Annotated in this window: 14 protein-coding genes; 4 read left to right on the top strand and 10 right to left on the bottom strand. The window is 71.0% G+C overall.

Annotated elements, in window-relative coordinates; translation table 11 throughout:
• Window positions 1–90: 90 nt before the first annotated feature.
• Entirely contained in the window at window positions 91–1125 is a 1035-nt protein-coding gene (locus ACERUN_RS13490; RefSeq protein WP_370290522.1) for an extracellular solute-binding protein, read from the bottom strand.
• Between the two features lie 359 nt (window positions 1126–1484).
• Here ACERUN_RS13490 and ACERUN_RS13495 point away from each other — a divergent pair, with 359 nt between their 5' ends.
• The 3 genes from ACERUN_RS13495 to ACERUN_RS13505 all read left to right on the top strand — a co-directional run bounded on the left by ACERUN_RS13495 (window position 1485) and on the right by ACERUN_RS13505 (window position 5685).
• Window positions 1485–3470: a 2-oxoacid:acceptor oxidoreductase subunit alpha gene (locus tag ACERUN_RS13495; protein WP_370290523.1), complete on the top strand. Its 1986-nt coding sequence runs from the start codon at window positions 1485–1487 to the stop codon at window positions 3468–3470.
• Window positions 3467–4570, top strand: coding sequence for a 2-oxoacid:ferredoxin oxidoreductase subunit beta (locus tag ACERUN_RS13500; protein WP_370290524.1), 1104 nt, complete (start codon window positions 3467–3469; stop codon window positions 4568–4570). The genes ACERUN_RS13495 and ACERUN_RS13500 overlap by 4 nt, the downstream gene beginning before the upstream one ends.
• 74 nt (window positions 4571–4644) lie before the next feature.
• Entirely contained in the window at window positions 4645–5685 is a 1041-nt protein-coding gene (locus tag ACERUN_RS13505) for a PP2C family protein-serine/threonine phosphatase (protein WP_370290525.1), read from the top strand.
• Between the two features lie 94 nt (window positions 5686–5779).
• Here the strand turns inward: ACERUN_RS13505 and ACERUN_RS13510 are convergent, their stop codons facing one another.
• Window positions 5780–6973: an acyl-CoA dehydrogenase family protein gene (locus ACERUN_RS13510; protein ID WP_370290526.1), complete on the bottom strand. Its 1194-nt coding sequence runs from the start codon at window positions 6971–6973 to the stop codon at window positions 5780–5782.
• 121 nt (window positions 6974–7094) lie between these two features.
• Between ACERUN_RS13510 and rarD the strand changes: the two genes are divergently transcribed.
• Entirely contained in the window at window positions 7095–8003 is a 909-nt protein-coding gene (rarD, locus tag ACERUN_RS13515; RefSeq protein ID WP_370290527.1) for an EamA family transporter RarD, read from the top strand.
• 29 nt (window positions 8004–8032) lie between these two features.
• Here rarD and ACERUN_RS13520 read toward each other — a convergent pair whose 3' ends face one another.
• From ACERUN_RS13520 to nuoI, 8 genes are all read right to left on the bottom strand, one after another.
• On the bottom strand, window positions 8033–8545 hold the full coding sequence (locus tag ACERUN_RS13520; protein ID WP_370290528.1) for a flavin reductase family protein: 513 nt from the start codon (window positions 8543–8545) through the stop codon (window positions 8033–8035).
• Window positions 8546–8655: 110 nt separating this feature from the next.
• Entirely contained in the window at window positions 8656–9678 is a 1023-nt protein-coding gene (locus ACERUN_RS13525) for a polyprenyl synthetase family protein (protein WP_370290529.1), read from the bottom strand.
• The gene (gene nuoN, locus ACERUN_RS13530) at window positions 9675–11276 is read right to left on the bottom strand and encodes an NADH-quinone oxidoreductase subunit NuoN (RefSeq protein ID WP_370290530.1); all 1602 of its coding nucleotides are present in this window, start codon (window positions 11274–11276) and stop codon (window positions 9675–9677) included. The genes ACERUN_RS13525 and nuoN overlap by 4 nt, the downstream gene beginning before the upstream one ends.
• Complete coding sequence (locus ACERUN_RS13535) at window positions 11276–12976, bottom strand: NADH-quinone oxidoreductase subunit M (protein ID WP_370290531.1); 1701 nt, start codon at window positions 12974–12976, stop codon at window positions 11276–11278. The genes nuoN and ACERUN_RS13535 overlap by 1 nt, the downstream gene beginning before the upstream one ends.
• Window positions 12973–14955 carry an NADH-quinone oxidoreductase subunit L gene (gene nuoL, locus ACERUN_RS13540; RefSeq protein WP_370290532.1) on the bottom strand — a complete coding sequence of 661 codons (1983 nt, stop codon included), beginning with the start codon at window positions 14953–14955 and terminating at the stop codon, window positions 12973–12975. The genes ACERUN_RS13535 and nuoL overlap by 4 nt, the downstream gene beginning before the upstream one ends.
• A gap of 11 nt (window positions 14956–14966) precedes the next feature.
• Window positions 14967–15260, bottom strand: coding sequence for an NADH-quinone oxidoreductase subunit NuoK (gene nuoK, locus ACERUN_RS13545; protein WP_370290533.1), 294 nt, complete (start codon window positions 15258–15260; stop codon window positions 14967–14969).
• Entirely contained in the window at window positions 15257–16156 is a 900-nt protein-coding gene (locus ACERUN_RS13550; protein ID WP_370290534.1) for an NADH-quinone oxidoreductase subunit J, read from the bottom strand. The genes nuoK and ACERUN_RS13550 overlap by 4 nt, the downstream gene beginning before the upstream one ends.
• Complete coding sequence (nuoI, locus tag ACERUN_RS13555; protein WP_370290593.1) at window positions 16153–16683, bottom strand: NADH-quinone oxidoreductase subunit NuoI; 531 nt, start codon at window positions 16681–16683, stop codon at window positions 16153–16155. Before nuoI ends, ACERUN_RS13550 begins: the two co-directional genes overlap by 4 nt.
• Between the last annotated feature and the right edge of the window lie 36 nt (window positions 16684–16719).

Raw genomic sequence — 16719 nt, forward strand, 5'->3', positions numbered from 1 at the left:
GGGCCGCCCGGCGTGGGGGGCGGCCCCAGTGGGGGCGGTGAGGGTCGCCTCAGCCATGGCGACCTCGTCGCGTGAGCGACACCGCCCGCGTCACTTCTTGGTGGCCTCGGCGTAGAGCCGGTCGAAGCGCAGCTTGACGCCGTCCTTGCCGAACCACTCCTTGTTGACAGCCGACCAGCCGCCGAGGTCGGCGATGGTGGTGAGCTTGCCGGGGGTCGGGAACGGGGCGGCGGGGTCGTTGGCACCCTCGACCTCGATGCCCGAGGCGTCGAAGTCGCCGACCGGGCGGAAGCCCTTCTTCACGAACTCGGTCTGACCCTTGTCGCTGAGCACGAAGTCGAGCCACTTCGTGGCCACGGGGTCGGCGTCCTCGAGGACGGCGCCGGGGTTCTCGATGAGGAAGGTCGAGTCGGGCACGATGTAGTCGAGGTCCTCGCCGTTCTGCTTGGCCAGGATCGCCTCGTTCTCGTAGGTGATGAGCACGTTGCCGACGCCCTTCTTGAACGCCTCGGTGGCCTCGCGACCGCTGGCCGCCCACGTGGTGACGTTCGAGAAGACGTCCTTGAGGAAGGTGTCGGCCTGCTCCTCGGTCGCGCCGCGGTCCCTGGCGGCGCTGTAGAGCGCGAGCACGTTCCAGCGGGCGGCACCGGAGCTGGCGGGGTCGGCCGTGACGACCTTGACGCCGGGCTTGGTGAGGTCCGTCCAGTCCTTGATGCCGAGGGGGTTGCCCTTCTTGACCGCGATCACGGCCACCGAGCTCGACACGATGCCCTTGGTGGGGCCGGTGTTCCAGTCGTCGGCGACGAGACCGGCGTCCACGAGTCGGGTGACGTCGGGCTCAAGCGAGAAGTGGACGTAGTCGACGTCCTTGCCCTTGGTGTCGGCCACCTTGCGGCTCTGGTCGCCCGAGGGGCCGTAGGACTGGATGAACGTGACGTCCTTGCCGTCCGAGGTCTTCTTGAACTCCGCCTCGATCGCCTCGTTGGCCGCCTGCGGCACGGCGAAGCCGTAGATGCCGATCGTGGTGTCGCTGGCGGCACCGCTGCCGCCGTCGGCGCTGGCGCACGCGGTGAGCGTGAGCGCGCCGGCCACCGTCAGGACGGCGGCCTTGAGCATGGTCTTCATCGTGTCCCACTCCTTCGCGGCCGGCGTGCACCCGCCGACCGATACAGGTCCCCACGCCGGAGTGAACCCGGCGTAACTGTATGGAAATCATAGAGTTCATCGGATCCATCGCCTCAATCCGCTCACTATGTGGCCGGGGTGGCGGACGTCACAGCCGCCCCTGCGCCCATCCCTCGGCGTACCGGGAAGTAGCGACAGGGGGCCGCGTATCGTGGAAAGGCGCCTGCCGATCGGCGAGTCGACACCTTCGTGATCACGTGCCCAGAAGTGGAACGTGTTCTAGTCTGACCCCCGGACCAGGCGCGCGCGCCGCACCCCTGCCGCGCGCGAGACGCTGATGCGAGAGAGTTGGATCGAACGTGAGCCAGACCAAGCAGGTCAAGCAGCTGGACCGGGTGATCATCCGCTTCGCCGGTGACTCCGGTGACGGCATGCAGCTCACCGGCGACCGCTTCACCCAGGAGTCGGCCGTCTTCGGCAACGACCTCGTGACGCTGCCCAACTTCCCGGCCGAGATCCGGGCGCCCCAGGGCACGATCCCGGGCGTCTCGTCTTTCCAGGTGCACTTCGCCGACCACGACATCCTCACCGCCGGCGACCGACCCGACGTCCTCGTGGCGATGAACCCGGCGGCTCTCAAGGCCAACCTGGGCGACCTGCCGAAGGGCGCGACGATCATCGTCGACACCCACGACTTCACCAAGCGCAACCTCGACAAGGCCGGCTACTCCTCCAACCCGCTCGACAAGCTGGGCGAGGTCGACGACCTGCTGGCCGGCTTCCAGGTGCAGCCGGTCGACCTCACCGGCATCACGGTCGAGGCGGTGAAGGACTTCGGGCTCTCGCGCAAGGACGCAGCGCGCGCCAAGAACATGTTCGCCCTCGGTCTGCTGTCGTGGATGTACGGACGCCCCACCGAATCGACCATCGAGTTCCTCACCAAGAAGTTCGGCAAGAAGCCCGACATCCTCGGCGCCAACATCGCCGCCTTCAAGGCCGGGTGGAACTACGGCGAGACCACCGAGACCTTCGTCGTCCAGTACGAGATCAAGCCGGCCAAGATGCCTGCGGGCACCTACCGCAACATCACCGGCAACCTCGCGCTCTCCTACGGCCTCGTGGCCGCCGGCGTCCGCTCGGGTCTGCCGGTGTTCCTCGGCTCGTACCCGATCACCCCAGCCTCCGACATCCTCCACGAGCTCAGCCGCCACAAGGGCTTCGGCGTCACGACCTTCCAGGCCGAGGACGAGATCGCGGGCATCGGCTCCGCGCTCGGCGCGGCCTTCGCGGGCCAGCTCGCCGTCACCACCACCTCCGGCCCCGGCATCGCGCTCAAGAGCGAGACCATCGGCCTGGCCGTGATGACCGAGCTGCCGCTGGTGATCGTCAACGTCCAGCGCGGCGGCCCCTCGACGGGCCTGCCCACCAAGACCGAGCAGTCCGACCTGCTCCAGGCGATGTACGGCCGCAACGGCGAGGCGCCGGTGCCGATCGTCGCGCCGCAGTCGCCGGGCGACTGCTTCGCCGCCGCCGTCGAGGCGGCCCGCATCGCCGTCACCTACCGCACGCCGGTCTTCCTGCTCTCCGACGGCTACCTGGCCAACGGCTCGGAGCCGTGGTCGATCCCCTCGATCGACGAGCTCCCCGCCATCGACCCGGACTTCGCGACCGAGAAGAACCACGTCTCGGCGAAGAGCGCGGACGGCGAGCCCGACGAGTACTGGCCCTACCAGCGCGATGCCGAGACCCTCGCCCGCCCGTGGGCGATCCCCGGCACCGCGGGGCTCGAGCACCGCATCGGCGGCCTCGAGAAGGCCGGTACCACCGAGGTCGGCCACGGCAACATCTCCTCCGACCCCGCCAACCACGACGCGATGGTGCGCCTGCGCGCCGCGAAGGTCGCCGCGATCGCCGACTCGCTGCCCCCGCTGGAGGTCGACGACCCGAGCGGATCCGCCAAGGTGCTCGTCGTCGGCTGGGGCTCCACCTACGGCCCGATCGGCGCGGCCTGCCGTCGCGTGCGCCGCGCCGGCTACGACGTCGCCCAGGTCCACCTGCGCCACATCAACCCGTTCCCGAAGGACCTCGGCGAGATCCTCAAGCGCTACGACAAGGTGCTCGTGCCCGAGATGAACCTCGGCCAGCTCTCGCGCCTGCTCCGCGCCGAGTACCTCGTCGACGCCATCGGCTACAACCACGTCTACGGCCTGCCCCTCAAGGCGGCCGAGCTGGCCGACGCCATCGGCGCGCTGGTCGGTGAGGCCGAGGGCATCGCCGTCGACCTCGGCGAACACGGCACCGCCCCCGCCGACCACGAGACCGCTTCTGAGGAGGCCACCCGATGAGCATCGACCTCGGCACCCCCGCCCTGCGCTCCGGCACCGAGCTGGTGCCCGCCCTCGCCGAGGGCGAGACCCAGAGCGGCAAGGACTTCTCCAGCGACCAGGAGGTGCGCTGGTGCCCGGGCTGCGGCGACTACGCCGTCCTCAAGGCCGTGCAGTCCTTCCTGCCCGACCTCGGCCTGCGCCGCGAGAACATCGTGTTCGTCTCGGGCATCGGCTGCTCCAGCCGCTTCCCGTACTACCTCGACACCTTCGGCATGCACTCGATCCACGGCCGCGCGCCGGCGATCGCGACGGGGCTGGCCACGGCCCGCGAGGACCTCTCGGTGTGGGTCGTCACCGGTGACGGCGACGCGCTGTCGATCGGCGGCAACCACCTCATCCACGCCCTGCGCCGCAACCTGAACATGACGATCCTGCTGTTCAACAACCGGATCTACGGGCTCACCAAGGGCCAGTACTCCCCCACCTCGGAGCCGGGCAAGGTCACCAAGTCCACCCCCGTGGGCTCGATCGACCACCCGTTCAACCCGGTGTCGCTGGCCCTGGGCGCCGAGGCGACCTTCGTGGCCCGCACGATCGACTCCGACCGCAAGCACCTCACCGCGGTGCTCGCCGCGGCGGCGGCCCACCGCGGCACGTCGCTGGTCGAGATCTACCAGAACTGCCCGATCTTCAACGACGGCGCGTTCGACGTCCTCAAGGACCGCGACTCCGCCCAGCACGCCCTCGTGCCGCTCGAGCACGGCAAGCCGGTCACCTTCGGTGTTCGCGACGAGGCCACCGGCCTCGGCGACAAGGCCGTCGTCCGCACCGCCTCGGGCAGCGTGGAGGTCGTCGAGACCGCCTCGGTGCCCGTCGAGCAGATCCTGGTGCACGACGCCCACGCGGACGACGCCACCACGGCGTTCGCGCTGAGCCGCCTCACCGACAACGACCACCTCAACCGCTCGCCCATCGGCATCTTCCGCCAGGTCGAGCGGGCGACCTACGACGACGAGGCGCGCGCCCAGGTCAACCGCGCCGTCGCGGTGGCCCCCGGCACCCCCGAGGAGCGGCTCGAGGCGCTCATCAACGCCGGCGACACCTGGACCGTGGCCTGATCGGACCCGCGTCACACGAGGGTCCGCCCTGCGAACTCCTCGTGCGCGCCGACCCGGGCTGGCAGACTGAGGGAATGTCCACCGTCAACGTCGCCGCCGTGCGCCCCGGCATCGCCGTGGGCGCAGGGCTGGCGACGCTGGGCCTCCTGGTCTTCATCGACATCGAGTTCTTCCGCCTGGCCGGTGCCTTCAGCGCCGCGGCACTGCTGACCTCGGTGATCGGCCGGTGGCGCCAGACGGCGGCGATCGCCGCCACCAGTGTCGTCGTGGCGATGCTGAGCGGGCTGTGGCACGGCTACACCTTCACCACCGAGTGGTGGCTGAGGGTCGGGGTCTGCGCGGGCATCGCCGTCCTGGCTGTCGCCTCGTCGGTGGTCCGCGACCAGCGCGAGGAGCGCCTGCGGCGCATGACCGTCATCGCCGAGACGGCCCAGCGCGCAGTCCTGCGAGCCACTCCCACGGCCGTCGGATCGGTCGGCGTGGCGAGCCGCTACGTCTCGGCCAGTGCCGAGGCGCGCGTGGGCGGCGACCTCTACGAGGTGGCGGCCACGCCGTTCGGCGTCCGCGTCATCGTGGGCGACGTCCGCGGCAAGGGCCTGCCCGCCGTCCAGACCGCCAGCGCCGTGCTCGGCGCGTTCCGCACCACGGCCTTCCTCGAGCCCGACCTCGCCAAGCTCGCCCAGGTGATCGACGTGATCGTCGACCAGGAGCCCGACGAGGAGGAGTTCGTGACGGCGATCGTGGCCGAGTTCGGCGACGACACGGTCAAGCTGGTCAACTGCGGCCACCACGCCCCGTTGATGGTCAGCGAGGCGCGCACCGAGCGGCTCGAGAGCGACGACGTCACCGTTCCCCTGGGCCTGGGCAGCGACCCGGTCGTCAGCGACCACGCATGGCCGCAGGGGGCGCGACTGCTGTTCTTCACCGACGGCCTCGTGGAGCACCGCGACGCCCGCGGCGAGTTCTTCGACCTCGAGGCCCACGCGGGCGTGCTCACCGGCCCGAGCCTGGACGACGCCCTCGAGCGCCTGGTGGGGCGACTGCTGGCCCACGGCCGCCGCGCGCTGTGCGACGACCTCGCCCTCGTCCTCACCGAGAACCGCGCCGGCGCCTGAGCCCCACGACGACAGAGCCCCACGACGACACCGCCCCGAGCCTCACGCGGAGGTCGGGGCGGTGGAGGGAAGTGGTGGAGCCGGAGTCGGCGGATCAGATCATCGGGCGCATGTAGCCGGGCGCCTCGACGTCGATCATCGACAGCGAGGAGGCGTGGTAGACCAGGCCCGGCACGTGGATGGCGTGGGTGAGACCCATGTGGATGTCGCGCCAGAACCGCTGCAGCGGGTGGGCCATGCGCATGCCGTTGCCGCCCGAGCGCGCCACGATCTCGTCGACCGCACGCGCCGCGCGCCACGCGGCGGAGACCTGGTTGCGTCGCGAGAGCGAGCGCTCGCCGAACTCGTACTCCTTGCCGGCCGCGACGGCGTCGTACATGCGGCTGACGCCGTCGAGCAGCGTCACCCGCGAAGCGTGGATCTCGGCGGCGGCGTCGGCCACCGCGTACATCACGTACGGGTCGTCCTTCACCTTGCGGCCGGTGATCTGCACGCGGCCGCGCTGGTAGGCCAGATGGTGGGCCAGGGCCCCCTCCGCCATGCCGATCACCGCCGAGGTGATGCCGAGCGGGAAGATCGCCGAGAACGGCATCTGGTAGGTCGGGTTGGTGAGGTCGCGCGAGCGCCAGGCCGAACCGTCGACGAGGCTGTTGTAGGTGATCGTGCGGTACTCGGGGATGATCGCCTTCTCGACGATGATGTCCTTGCTGCCGGTGCCCTTGAGGCCCACGACGTCCCAGGAGTCGGGCACGATCGTGTAGTCGCTGCGCGGGATGAGCACGTGGATGAGCTGCGGCGGGTCGAGCAGCGGCACGCCGTCCTCGTCGCCCAGCAGCGCACCGAGGAAGAGCCAGTCGCAGTGGTCGGTGCCCGAGGAGAACTGCCAGCGCCCGGAGAACTCGTAGCCGCCGTCGACCGGCTTGAGCACGCCCATGGGGGCGTAGGGCGAGCCCACCCAGACGTCGTGGTCGTTGCCCCACACCTCCTCCTGCACGCGGGGGTCGACGAAGGCCATCTCCCAGGGGTGGACGCCGACGATGCCGCACAGCCAGCCGGTCGCGCCGTCGAGCGAGGCGGCCTTCATGGTCGCCTCGGCCCACTCGCGCGGGTGCGCCTCGTAGCCTCCGTAGACGGCCGGCTGCAGCATCTTGATGACGCCGGCGTCGCGCAGGATCTTCGCCGCGCGGTCGTCGAGGCGGCCGAGCTCCTCGCTCACCGGACCGAGCGCGGCGATCTCCTCGGCGTGCTCGTCGAGCTTGGCGAGCACCTCGGTTGCGGAACGGCTCATCGTGGACACCTCTCGGAGCAGAATCTAGAACTTGTTCTAATTATGCCCGATGGTCGGTGATCGCACGACCCCCTCCGACGACGATCACGTCACAGCGGGTCGCTGCGGCTACTGTCCTCGGGTGTCAGATCAGCGTCGCGGCCTTCTCCTCGGTGTCGCCGCCTACGCGATGTGGGGCCTCTTCCCGCTCTACTGGCCCCTGCTGCGCCCCAGCGGCGCGGTCGAGATCCTGGCCCACCGGATGGTGTGGTCGCTGCTCGTGATGGGCGCCCTGGTGCTCGTGCTCAGGCGCCGCGAGGCCCTGCGCGCGGTGGTGCGCGATCGGCGCACGATGCTGCTGCTCACGCTGGCCGCCGCCACGATCACCAGCAACTGGGGCACCTACATCTACGGCGTCAACAGCGACCGGGTCGTCGAGACCTCGCTCGGCTACTTCATCAATCCGCTCGTCACCGTGGCGCTCGGCGTGGTGGTGCTCGGCGAGCGGCTCCGCCCGCTGCAGTGGGCGGCGCTGGGCATCGGCACCCTCGCGGTGCTGGTGCTCTCGGTCGACTACGGGCGGCCGCCGGTGATCGCACTCGTGCTCGCCTTCTCGTTCGGCACCTACGGCCTGGCGAAGAAGGCGGCGAACACCGGCGCCATCGAGAGCCTCACGGTCGAGACGGCGATCGTGGCGCCGTTCGCACTCGGCTACCTGCTCTGGCTCGGCTCGGCCGGCGAGGCGCACTTCACGAGCGAGGGCGCGGGCCACGTCGCCCTGCTGGCGGCGAGCGGCGCGGTCACGGCGATCCCGCTGCTGTGCTTCGGCGGCGCTGCGACCCGGGTGCCGATGACGACGCTCGGCCTGCTGCAGTACCTGGCCCCGGTGATCCAGTTCGTGCTCGGCGTCACCCTCCTCGGCGAGCACATGCCGCTGGGCCGCTGGATCGGCTTCACCCTCGTCTGGCTCGCGCTGGCGGTGTTCACCGCCGAGGCGCTCCGGCACCGGCGCCGCGAGCTGGCGCTCGCCGCCCACGCCAGCGCGGCGTGACCTTCCCCCGCGAGCGAGGAGCCGACAACTCAGGCGGAACGGGCCTCGAGACGACCGAAGGCGCTGCGGTGGAAGACGAGCGGCTGGTCACCCTCGTGCTCACCGTGATCGACCGAGAGCACGCGCAGCAGCACGATCACGTGGTCGCCGGCCTCGACCTCGCGGTAGAGATCGCAGTGGAAGCGCACCAGGCCCTCGTCGAGGGTGAGCGCCCCGTCGGCGGCCACCGACGTGGCGACACCGTCGAAGCGGTGCTCGACCGGGCCCGAGAGCTGACGGCACACGGCGCCGTGGTGGTCGGCGAGCACGGTGACGCCGAAGCCGGTGGCGCGGCGCAGGTCGGGCCACGTCTTGGAGCCCCGCGCGATCGACACCGACACGAGCGGCGGGTCGAGGCTGACCGAGGTGAAGGAGCTGGCCGCCAGCCCCACCGCGTGGCCCTCGACCTCCGCGGCGAGCGCCACCACCCCGGTCGGGAACGCCCCGAAGGCGCGACGCAGCGCCGCGGGGTCGAGGTCCTGGTTGGTCGCGAGGATGGCCATGCCCTCAAAGTTAACCGAATCAGTCGACTTTAACGACCCATCGGTGTCGCGGTTCCGCCGAGCCCCTGCACGGCACGACCGATCACGGACGACGGGGCGCCCGCACCGACTCAGGCCGAGCGGACCGCCACGACGTCGGCGAAGGCCTCCAGTGCCTCGCGGACCGGACCGCTGGGCAGCGCCTGGAGCAGCCGCTTCGCCTCCTGCGCCCGCTGGACGACGTAGGCGCGCGCCTCGTCCATGGCGGGGTGGGCCCGCAGCAGCGCGAGCGCCTCGGCGTGGGCGGCGGCGTCGGCCGCGAGGTCGTGCTGCGCGGGATCGAGGAGCTCGCGCAGGCGCGCGTGCTCGGGCTCGGTGGAGGCACGCGCGAGGAGCACCGGCAGGGTCGGTACGCCCTCCTTGAGGTCGGTGCCGGGGGTCTTACCGGACTCCTCGGAGTCGGAGGCGATGTCGAGGATGTCGTCGGAGAGCTGGAAGGCGGTGCCCACGAGCTCGCCGTACTCGGTGAGCGCGGCCACGACCTCGGGCTCGGCGCCCGAGAACAGCGCGCCGTAGCGGGCCGAGGTGGCGATGAGCGAGCCCGTCTTGCCGGCCACGACCTCGAGGTGGTGCGCCAGCGGATCCTCGTCGGGCCCCGGGGCCACCGTCTCCAGGATCTGGCCCTCGACGAGCCGGGTGAAGGTCTCAGCCTGGATGCGCACGGCCTCCGGCCCGAGCGTCGAGGTGAGCTCGGAGGACTTCGCGAAGAGCCAGTCGCCGGTGAGGATCGCGACGAGGTTGTCGTAGCGGGAGTTCGCCGAGTCGGCACCGCGGCGCAGCGCAGCCTCGTCCATCACGTCGTCGTGGTCGAGCGAGCCGACGTGGGTGATCTCGACGATGGAGGCGGCGGTGAGCACCGCGTCGTCGTCCGGACGCGGGCCGGCCTCGGCGGCCAGCAGCACCAGGAGCGGGCGGAAGCGCTTGCCGCCGGCGGCCAGCAGGTGGCGCGCGGCCTCGGTGACGTAGGGCGCGCGACTGCTGGCGTGGTCGAAGAGATCCTCCTCGACGCGGGCGAGACGAGCCCGCAACCGGTCGGCCAGCGCGCTGTCGACGATCGGCAGGGCCAGGTCGGCCGGACGTGCAGGTGAGCTCACCTGATGAAGTCTCCCGTATTGGTCACAATCTCGAGCACGGGGCCCGGGAGGACGCCGAGCACGAGAGTGGCCGCGAGGCACACCGCGACCGTGGCCGAGGTGACCAGCGAGGAGCGGGTGACCACGCCCGAACCGTCGGCTGCGGCGTCGGTGAAGAACATTAGCCGGATATGGCGCACGTAGAAGGTGATGGCCACGATCGAGGACCCGATCGCCACCAGCACCACCGGCCAGGCGCCGGCCGACATGGCCGAGGTGAACACCGCCCACTTGCCGATGAAGCCGGCTGTGAGCGGGATGCCCGCCATCGAGAGCAGGAAGAAGGCGAACGCCCCCGCCACCAGCGGGGAGGTCCGCCCCAGCCCGGCCCAGCGCTCGTAGGAGGTGGCCTCGCCGCTGCCGTCGCGCACCAGGGTGACGATCGCGAACGCGCCGATCATCGCGAAGCCGTAGGTGGTCAGGTAGAAGAGCACGCCCTGCAGCGAGGTGTACTGCCCCTCCCCCAGCTGGCCGGTGCTCTGCACGCCGAGCACGCCCACGAGCAGGAATCCCGTGTGGGCCACCGACGAGTAGGCCAGCATCCGCTTGACGTCGCTCTGGACGACGGCGAGCACCGCCCCCACGACCATCGAGGCGATCGCCACCACCCACAGCAGCGGCACCCAGCTCCAGCGCTCGGCGCCGAGCCCCACGTAGAACAGGCGCAGCAGCGCGCCGAAGGCGGCGACCTTGGTGCCGGCGGCCATGAAGGCCGTCACGGCGGTGGGCGCGCCCTGGTAGACGTCGGGCGTCCACGCCTGGAAGGGCACGGCACCGACCTTGAACAGCAGACCGACCGAGAGCAGGGCGATGCCGGCGAGCAGCAGTCCGTGGTCGCCCGCGCCGGCGCGCACCGCGTCGTTGATGCCGGCGAAGGTCATCGAGCCGGCGTAGCCGTAGACCAGCGCGGCGCCGTAGAGGAAGAACCCCGAGGAGAAGGCGCCGAGCAGGAAGTACTTCATCGCCGCCTCCTGGCTGAGCAGGCGGCGACGACGCGCCAGACCGCACAGCAGGTAGAGCGGGAGCGAGAGCACCTCGAGGGCGACGAACATCGTGAGGAGGTCGCCCGAGGCCGGGAAGAGCAGCATGCCGCCCACGGCGAACAGCAGCAGCGGGTAGACCTCGGTGTGCTCGAGCCCTCGGGTGGAGGCGTCGCGCTCGCTGTCGCTGCCCGGCAGCGCAGCGGCCTGGCCGGTGAAGGCCGACACGCCGCCCTCGAGGCTGCGCTCGGCGAAGAGGGCCACGCCGCCGAGGGCGAAGACCAGCAGGAGGCCCCACAGGTAGACGGTGGGGCCGTCGACGATCACGCTGCCCTCGGCACCCACGAGGCCGCGCGCGGCCCCGCCGGCGCGCTCGTCGAGCCCGAGGCCGACCACGACCGTGGAGACGAGGGCGGCCACGAGCACCGCGGCGGTGAGCACCAGTTGCGGCAGGCGGCGGCGCCCGCGCGGCAGCACGGCCTCGAGGACGACGCCCACGACCGCACCGCCGAGCACGAGCAGCAGCGGCAGCAGCTCGGCGTACTCGATGTCGGGCTTGACGAACTGGATCGGCTCCATCAGTCCTCCCCCTCCTGGGTGGCGGCGGGCACGCTGTCGGGGCTGACGGTGGGGGCACCGTCGTCGACGCCGACGCGCTGCAGCAGCTGCGCGACCGTGGGGTCGGCGGCATCGAGCAGGGGCTTGGGGTAGAAGCCGAAGAACACGAGGGCGGCCACGAGCGGCGCGACCGCGACGATCTCGCGCAGGCCGAGGTCGCGGTCGGACTCGACCCGGTGGGCCACCGGGGCCGCGGTGCGCTCGGCGACCGCCACCCCGCCGCCACCGTCGGAGGGAGCCGCGGCGGCGTCCTCGGGGGCGGCGTCGTCCACGCGGGCCTCGGAGTCGTCGGTGCCGTCGGGGCCGTCGGGGCCGACCGGATCGACCGTGGGCCCGGTGAACGCGCGCTGGTACATCCAGAGCACGTAGATGGCCGAGAGCACCACGGCGGTGACGGCGATCGCGCCGACGTACCAGGCGTGGTCGAAGGCCGCGAGGAGCACGAGGAACTCGCTGACGAAGGTCGACAGGCCGGGCAGTCCGAGGGTGGCCAGACCTGCCACCAGCAGCAGGCCGGCGAGCACCGGGGTGACCTTCTCGACGCCGCCCATGCGGCTGATGAGCGTGGTGCCGCGGCGCTCGGCGAGGTAGCCCGCGGTGAGGAAGAGCGCCGCGGTGCCCAGGCCGTGGTTGACCATGTAGAGGATCGCGCCGGTGCCGCCCTGGCTGGAGAAGGTGAAGATGCCCAGCGTGATGAGGCCGAAGTGGCTCAGCGAGGTGAGGCCGACGAGGCGGAACACGTCGTCCTGGCCGATGGCGAGCAGGGCGCCGTAGACGATGGAGACGAGCGCGAGCGTGATCACCACCGGTGTGGCCCACTGCGAGGCCTCGGGGAACAGTCCCAGGCAGAAGCGCAGCATGCCGAAGGTGCCGATCTTGTCGAGGATGCACACCAGCAGCACGCCGGTGCCGGGCGTGGCGTTGCCGGTGGTGTCGGCGAGCCACGTGTGCACCGGGAAGAGGGGCGCCTTGATGGCGAAGGCGATGAAGAACCCGAGGAAGAGCCAGCGACCGGGCTCGGTGTCGATGGTGAGCCGCTCGAGGTCGCTGAGCAGGTAGGAGGCCTCGCCCTGCTGCGCCGAGATCACGTAGAGGCCGATCACCGAGGCCAGCAGGATCAGGCCGCCGGCGAGCTGGAACATGAGGAACTTCAGCGCGACCGCGCCGCGGCCCTCGCGCCCGAAGCCGCCGATGAGGAAGTAGGCCGGGATCAGCGTCGCCTCGAAGACCACGTAGAACAAGAACACGTCGGTGGCGCAGAAGACCGCGAGCGAGAGGCCCTCGAGCGCCAGCGTCCACGCCACGAACGAGCGCGCACCCGCGCCGCCGGGAGCGTCAGCCTTGAACCACTCGGCGGCGAGCACGAGCGGCACGAGCAGCACCGTGAGCAGCACCATCAGCAGGCCGAGGCCGTCGACGCCCAGGGCGTAGTGGACGCCGAACGCGTCGATCCAGGTGTGCACCTCCTCGAGCTGGCGAGCGCCGCTGCCGGTGTCGAACTGCAGCGCGGCCACGACGCCGAGCACGAGGGTGGCGAGGGAGACGCCGAGGCCCACGACCTTCAGCAGGTGGGCCTGTGCCCCCGGCAAGAGCGCGACCACGATCGCGCCGACGATCGGCAGCCAGACCAGCAGGGAGAGGATCGGGAAGTCACTGCTCACGAGTTCACCGCCATCACGGTCAGGACGAGGACGACGGCGCCGGCGAGCACCGACAGCGCGTAGGAGCGGACGTAGCCGGTCTGCAGCTTGCGCAGCAGCTCGCCGGTGCCAGCGAAGAAGGTGGCGCTGCCCGACAGGATCCGGTCGACGATGCCGTCGTCGACCGCGAGCGAGGCGCGCACCGCTCCGCGACCGGGCGCGGCGACGAGGGTCTCGTTGATCGCGTCGCCGTAGAGGTCGGCACGCGCGGCCCGCACCGCGAGGGAGACGTTCGCGGGTGCCTCGCGGGGGATCTCCTCGCGCCGCACCAGCACGACCGCGAGCGCCACTCCGGCGGCGACGACCGCGACGGTGAGGAGCGTGAGGACGATGACGGGCACGGGGGCCTCGTGCTCCTCGGCCGTGCCGACCACCGGGCTGAGCCAGTCGACGATCCAGTCGCCCGCCAGCAGCAGGCCGGCAGCCGCCGACGCGCCGGCGAGCAGGATGAGGGGCACGGTCATGACCTTCGGGCTCTCGTGCGGGTGCACGCCCTTCTCCCAGCGCTGGCGGCCGAGGAAGGTCATCAGCATCAGCCGGGTCATGTAGAAGCCGGTGACGCCCGCGCCGAGCAGGGCGCACACGCCGACGATCGGGTTCTCGACCAGCGCGGTCTCGATGATCTTGTCCTTCGACCAGAAGCCCGAGAAGGGCGGGACGCCGATGATCGCGAGGTAGCCGATGCCGAAGGTGGCGTACGTGATCGGGAGCGCCTTGGTGAGCCCGCCGTAGTGGCGCATGTTCACGTCGTCGTCCATGGCGTGCATGACCGAGCCGGCGCCGAGGAACATGTTGGCCTTGAAGAAGCCGTGGGTGATGAGGTGGAAGATCGCGAAGGCGTAGCCAGCGACGCCGAGGCCGGCGCCGAGCATCATGTAGCCGATCTGGCTCATCGTGGAGCCGGCGAGCGCCTTCTTGATGTCGTCCTTCGCGCAGCCGATGACCGCACCCCACAGGAGCGTGACGGTGGCGACGACGACCACCACGGTCTGCGCGGCCGGGGCCTGCTCGAAGATGAAGTTCGACCGGGTGACGAGGTAGACGCCCGCGGTGACCATGGTGGCGGCGTGGATGAGCGCCGAGACCGGCGTGGGGCCCTCCATGGCGTCGAGCAGCCAGGCCTGCAGCGGCACCTGGGCGGACTTGCCGCAGGCGCCGATCAGCAGCAGGACGCCGATGGTGTTGAGCGTGGCCTCCGAGGCGCCGCTCGCGACCTCGCTGATGCCGCTGAAGCTGGTGGTGCCGAAGGTGACGAACATGAGGAAGATGGCCAGGCTCAGGCCCATGTCGCCGACGCGGTTGATGACGAAGGCCTTCTTCGCCGCCGCCGCGGCCGAGGGCTTGTGCTGCCAGAAGCCGATGAGCAGGTAGGAGGCCAGGCCCACGCCCTCCCAGCCGAGGAACAGGCCCACGTAGTTCTCCGAGAGCACCAGCATGAGCATCGCGGCCACGAAGAGGTTGAGGTAGGCGAAGAAGCGCCGGCGCCGGGGGTCGTGCTCCATGTAGCCGATCGAGTAGACGTGGATGAGCGAGCCCACGCCGGTGATGAGCAGCAGGAACAGTGCCGAGAGCGGGTCGATCAGCAGGTCCAGCCCGATGTCGAGACCGCCGGAGGCCTGCGAGCCGCCGGTGGAGATCCAGTCCCACAGGTGCTGGCGCACCTGCCGCTCCCCCTCGTCGCGCCCGAGCAGCTGCACGAAGAGCGTGAGGCTCAGCACGAACGACCCCACCGCCGTGGCCGTGCCCAGCAGGTGGCCCCACCGGTCGGTGCGTCGTCCACCGAGGAGGAGGACCGCGGCACCGAACAGCGGGAGCGCGATCACCAGCCACAGCAGGCCGAAGGCGCCGTCGGCGCCGACCGGGGTGACGACCGGGATCTCGCCTCCCGCACGCGGCAGGAGAGCGGGGAGCAGGGTGGGGAGCCCCGACACTTCAGACATCGGACAACCTCTCAGAACTTCAGCAGGCTCGCGTCGTCGACCGAGGCCGAACGTCGGGTGCGGAAGATGGTCATGATGATCGCGAGTCCGACCACCACCTCGGCGGCGGCCACCACCATCACGAAGAAGGCAGCGATCTGGCCGTCGAGGTTGCCGTGCTGGCGGGCGAAGGCCACGAACGCGAGGTTGCAGGCGTTGAGCATCAGCTCGACGCACATGAAGACCACGATCGCGTTGCGTCGCGTCAGCACGCCGACGGCGCCGATCGTGAACAGGATCGACGACAAGACGATGTACTCGTTCATCGCACCTCACCCCCCTCGGGGCCGTGGGTGGTCGTGGACGGCGCGTGGTCGGCGCTCGCGGGCGCCTCGCCCTCGCCCTGGCCGCGGGGCTCGACGGCCTCGCCGGGCTCGGCCGCGCTGTCGCGGCCGGCGGTGGACGGCGCGTCGGCCACGTCGACGCCCAGCTGCGCGGTGATCGCGTCGATGTCGCGCGGGGTCTGCTGCTGCATGCTGCCGCGGGCGGCGAGCACGCGCGACACCGAGGCCGCGGCGGGGGTGCCGTCGGGCAGCAGGGCCGGGGTGTCGACGGCGTTGTGGCGGGCGTAGACGCCCGGGGCCGGCAGCGGACCGAGGTGCGCGCCGGTGGCGGCGTAGGCCTGCAGGCGATCGGCCGCCAGGTCGCGCTGGGTCTTGCGGGACGTGAGCCGCTCGCGATGGGTGAGCACCATCGCGCCGACCGCGGCGGTGATGAGCAGGGCGCTCGTGGTCTCGAAGACGAAGACGTAGCGCGAGAAGAGCAGGTTCGCCAGCGCCTGAGCGTTGCCGCCGCGGTTGGCCTCGTCGAGGCCGACCGTGCTGGCGAAGGTGACCTGGCCGAGCCCGGCCACCGCCACCACGCCGGCCAGGATGCCCACGAACCACGCGAGCACGCGCTGACCCCGGATGGTCTCGACGACCGAGTCGGAGGCGTCGACGCCCACGAGCATCAGCACGAACAGGAACAGCATGAGGATCGCGCCGGTGTAGACGATGATCTGCACCACGAAGAGGAACGGCGCCTCCAGCACGGCGTAGAGCACGGCCAGGCTGATCATCACCACGGCCAGCAGCAGGGCGGCGTGCACCGCCTTGCGCACGAACAGGATGCCCAGCGCGGCCAGCACCATGATCGGTGCCAGCACCCAGAAGGCGGTCATGCGCCGGCCTCCGCCCCACCCGCCGTGGACGACGCCAGTCCGGCGCCCGGCGGCGGAGCGGCGAACTCGCCGCGGTAGTAGTCGTCGTCCGAGCCGAGGAGCTGGGCGTGCGGCGGGGCCTGCATACCGGGCAGCAGCGGGGCGAGGAGGTCGGACTTCTCGTAGATCAGGCTGGCGCGGCTGTCGTCGGCGAGCTCGTACTCGTTGGTCATCGTGAGCGCCCGGGTGGGGCAGGCCTCGATGCACAGCCCGCACAGGATGCAGCGCAGGTAGTTGATCTGGTAGACGCGGCCGTAGCGCTCGCCCGCGGAGTAGCGACCGGACTCGCCGTTCTCGTCGAGCCGGTCGTCGTTCTCGGCGCCCTCGACGTAGATCGCATCGGCGGGGCACGCCCACGCGCACAGCTCGCAGCCGACGCACTTCTCGAGGCCGTCGGGCCAGCGGTTGAGCTGGTGGCGCCCGTGGAAGCGCGGCGCCGTGGGCAGCTTCTCCTTGGGGTACTGCTCGGTGACGACCTTGCGGAACATCGTGCGGAAGGTGACGCCGAAGCCGGCGACGGAGTC

The organism is Nocardioides sp. (assembly GCF_964229035.1).
Lineage (GTDB): Bacteria > Actinomycetota > Actinomycetes > Propionibacteriales > Nocardioidaceae > Nocardioides.

What these genes read in the sequence shown, in the direction of transcription:
- ACERUN_RS13490 (WP_370290522.1), bottom strand. Translation starts at nt 1,125, where the DNA reads ATGAAGACCATGCTCAAGGCCGCCGTCCTGACGGTGGCCGGCGCGCTC.
- ACERUN_RS13500 (WP_370290524.1), top strand. Translation starts at nt 3,467, where the DNA reads ATGAGCATCGACCTCGGCACCCCCGCCCTGCGCTCCGGCACCGAGCTG.
- ACERUN_RS13505 (WP_370290525.1), top strand. Translation starts at nt 4,645, where the DNA reads ATGTCCACCGTCAACGTCGCCGCCGTGCGCCCCGGCATCGCCGTGGGC.
- ACERUN_RS13510 (WP_370290526.1), bottom strand. Translation starts at nt 6,973, where the DNA reads ATGAGCCGTTCCGCAACCGAGGTGCTCGCCAAGCTCGACGAGCACGCC.
- ACERUN_RS13520 (WP_370290528.1), bottom strand. Translation starts at nt 8,545, where the DNA reads ATGGCCATCCTCGCGACCAACCAGGACCTCGACCCCGCGGCGCTGCGT.
- nuoN (WP_370290530.1), bottom strand. Translation starts at nt 11,276, where the DNA reads ATGGAGCCGATCCAGTTCGTCAAGCCCGACATCGAGTACGCCGAGCTG.
- nuoL (WP_370290532.1), bottom strand. Translation starts at nt 14,955, where the DNA reads ATGTCTGAAGTGTCGGGGCTCCCCACCCTGCTCCCCGCTCTCCTGCCG.
- nuoK (WP_370290533.1), bottom strand. Translation starts at nt 15,260, where the DNA reads ATGAACGAGTACATCGTCTTGTCGTCGATCCTGTTCACGATCGGCGCC.
- ACERUN_RS13550 (WP_370290534.1), bottom strand. Translation starts at nt 16,156, where the DNA reads ATGACCGCCTTCTGGGTGCTGGCACCGATCATGGTGCTGGCCGCGCTG.
- nuoI (WP_370290593.1), bottom strand. Translation starts at nt 16,683, where the DNA reads ATGTTCCGCAAGGTCGTCACCGAGCAGTACCCCAAGGAGAAGCTGCCC.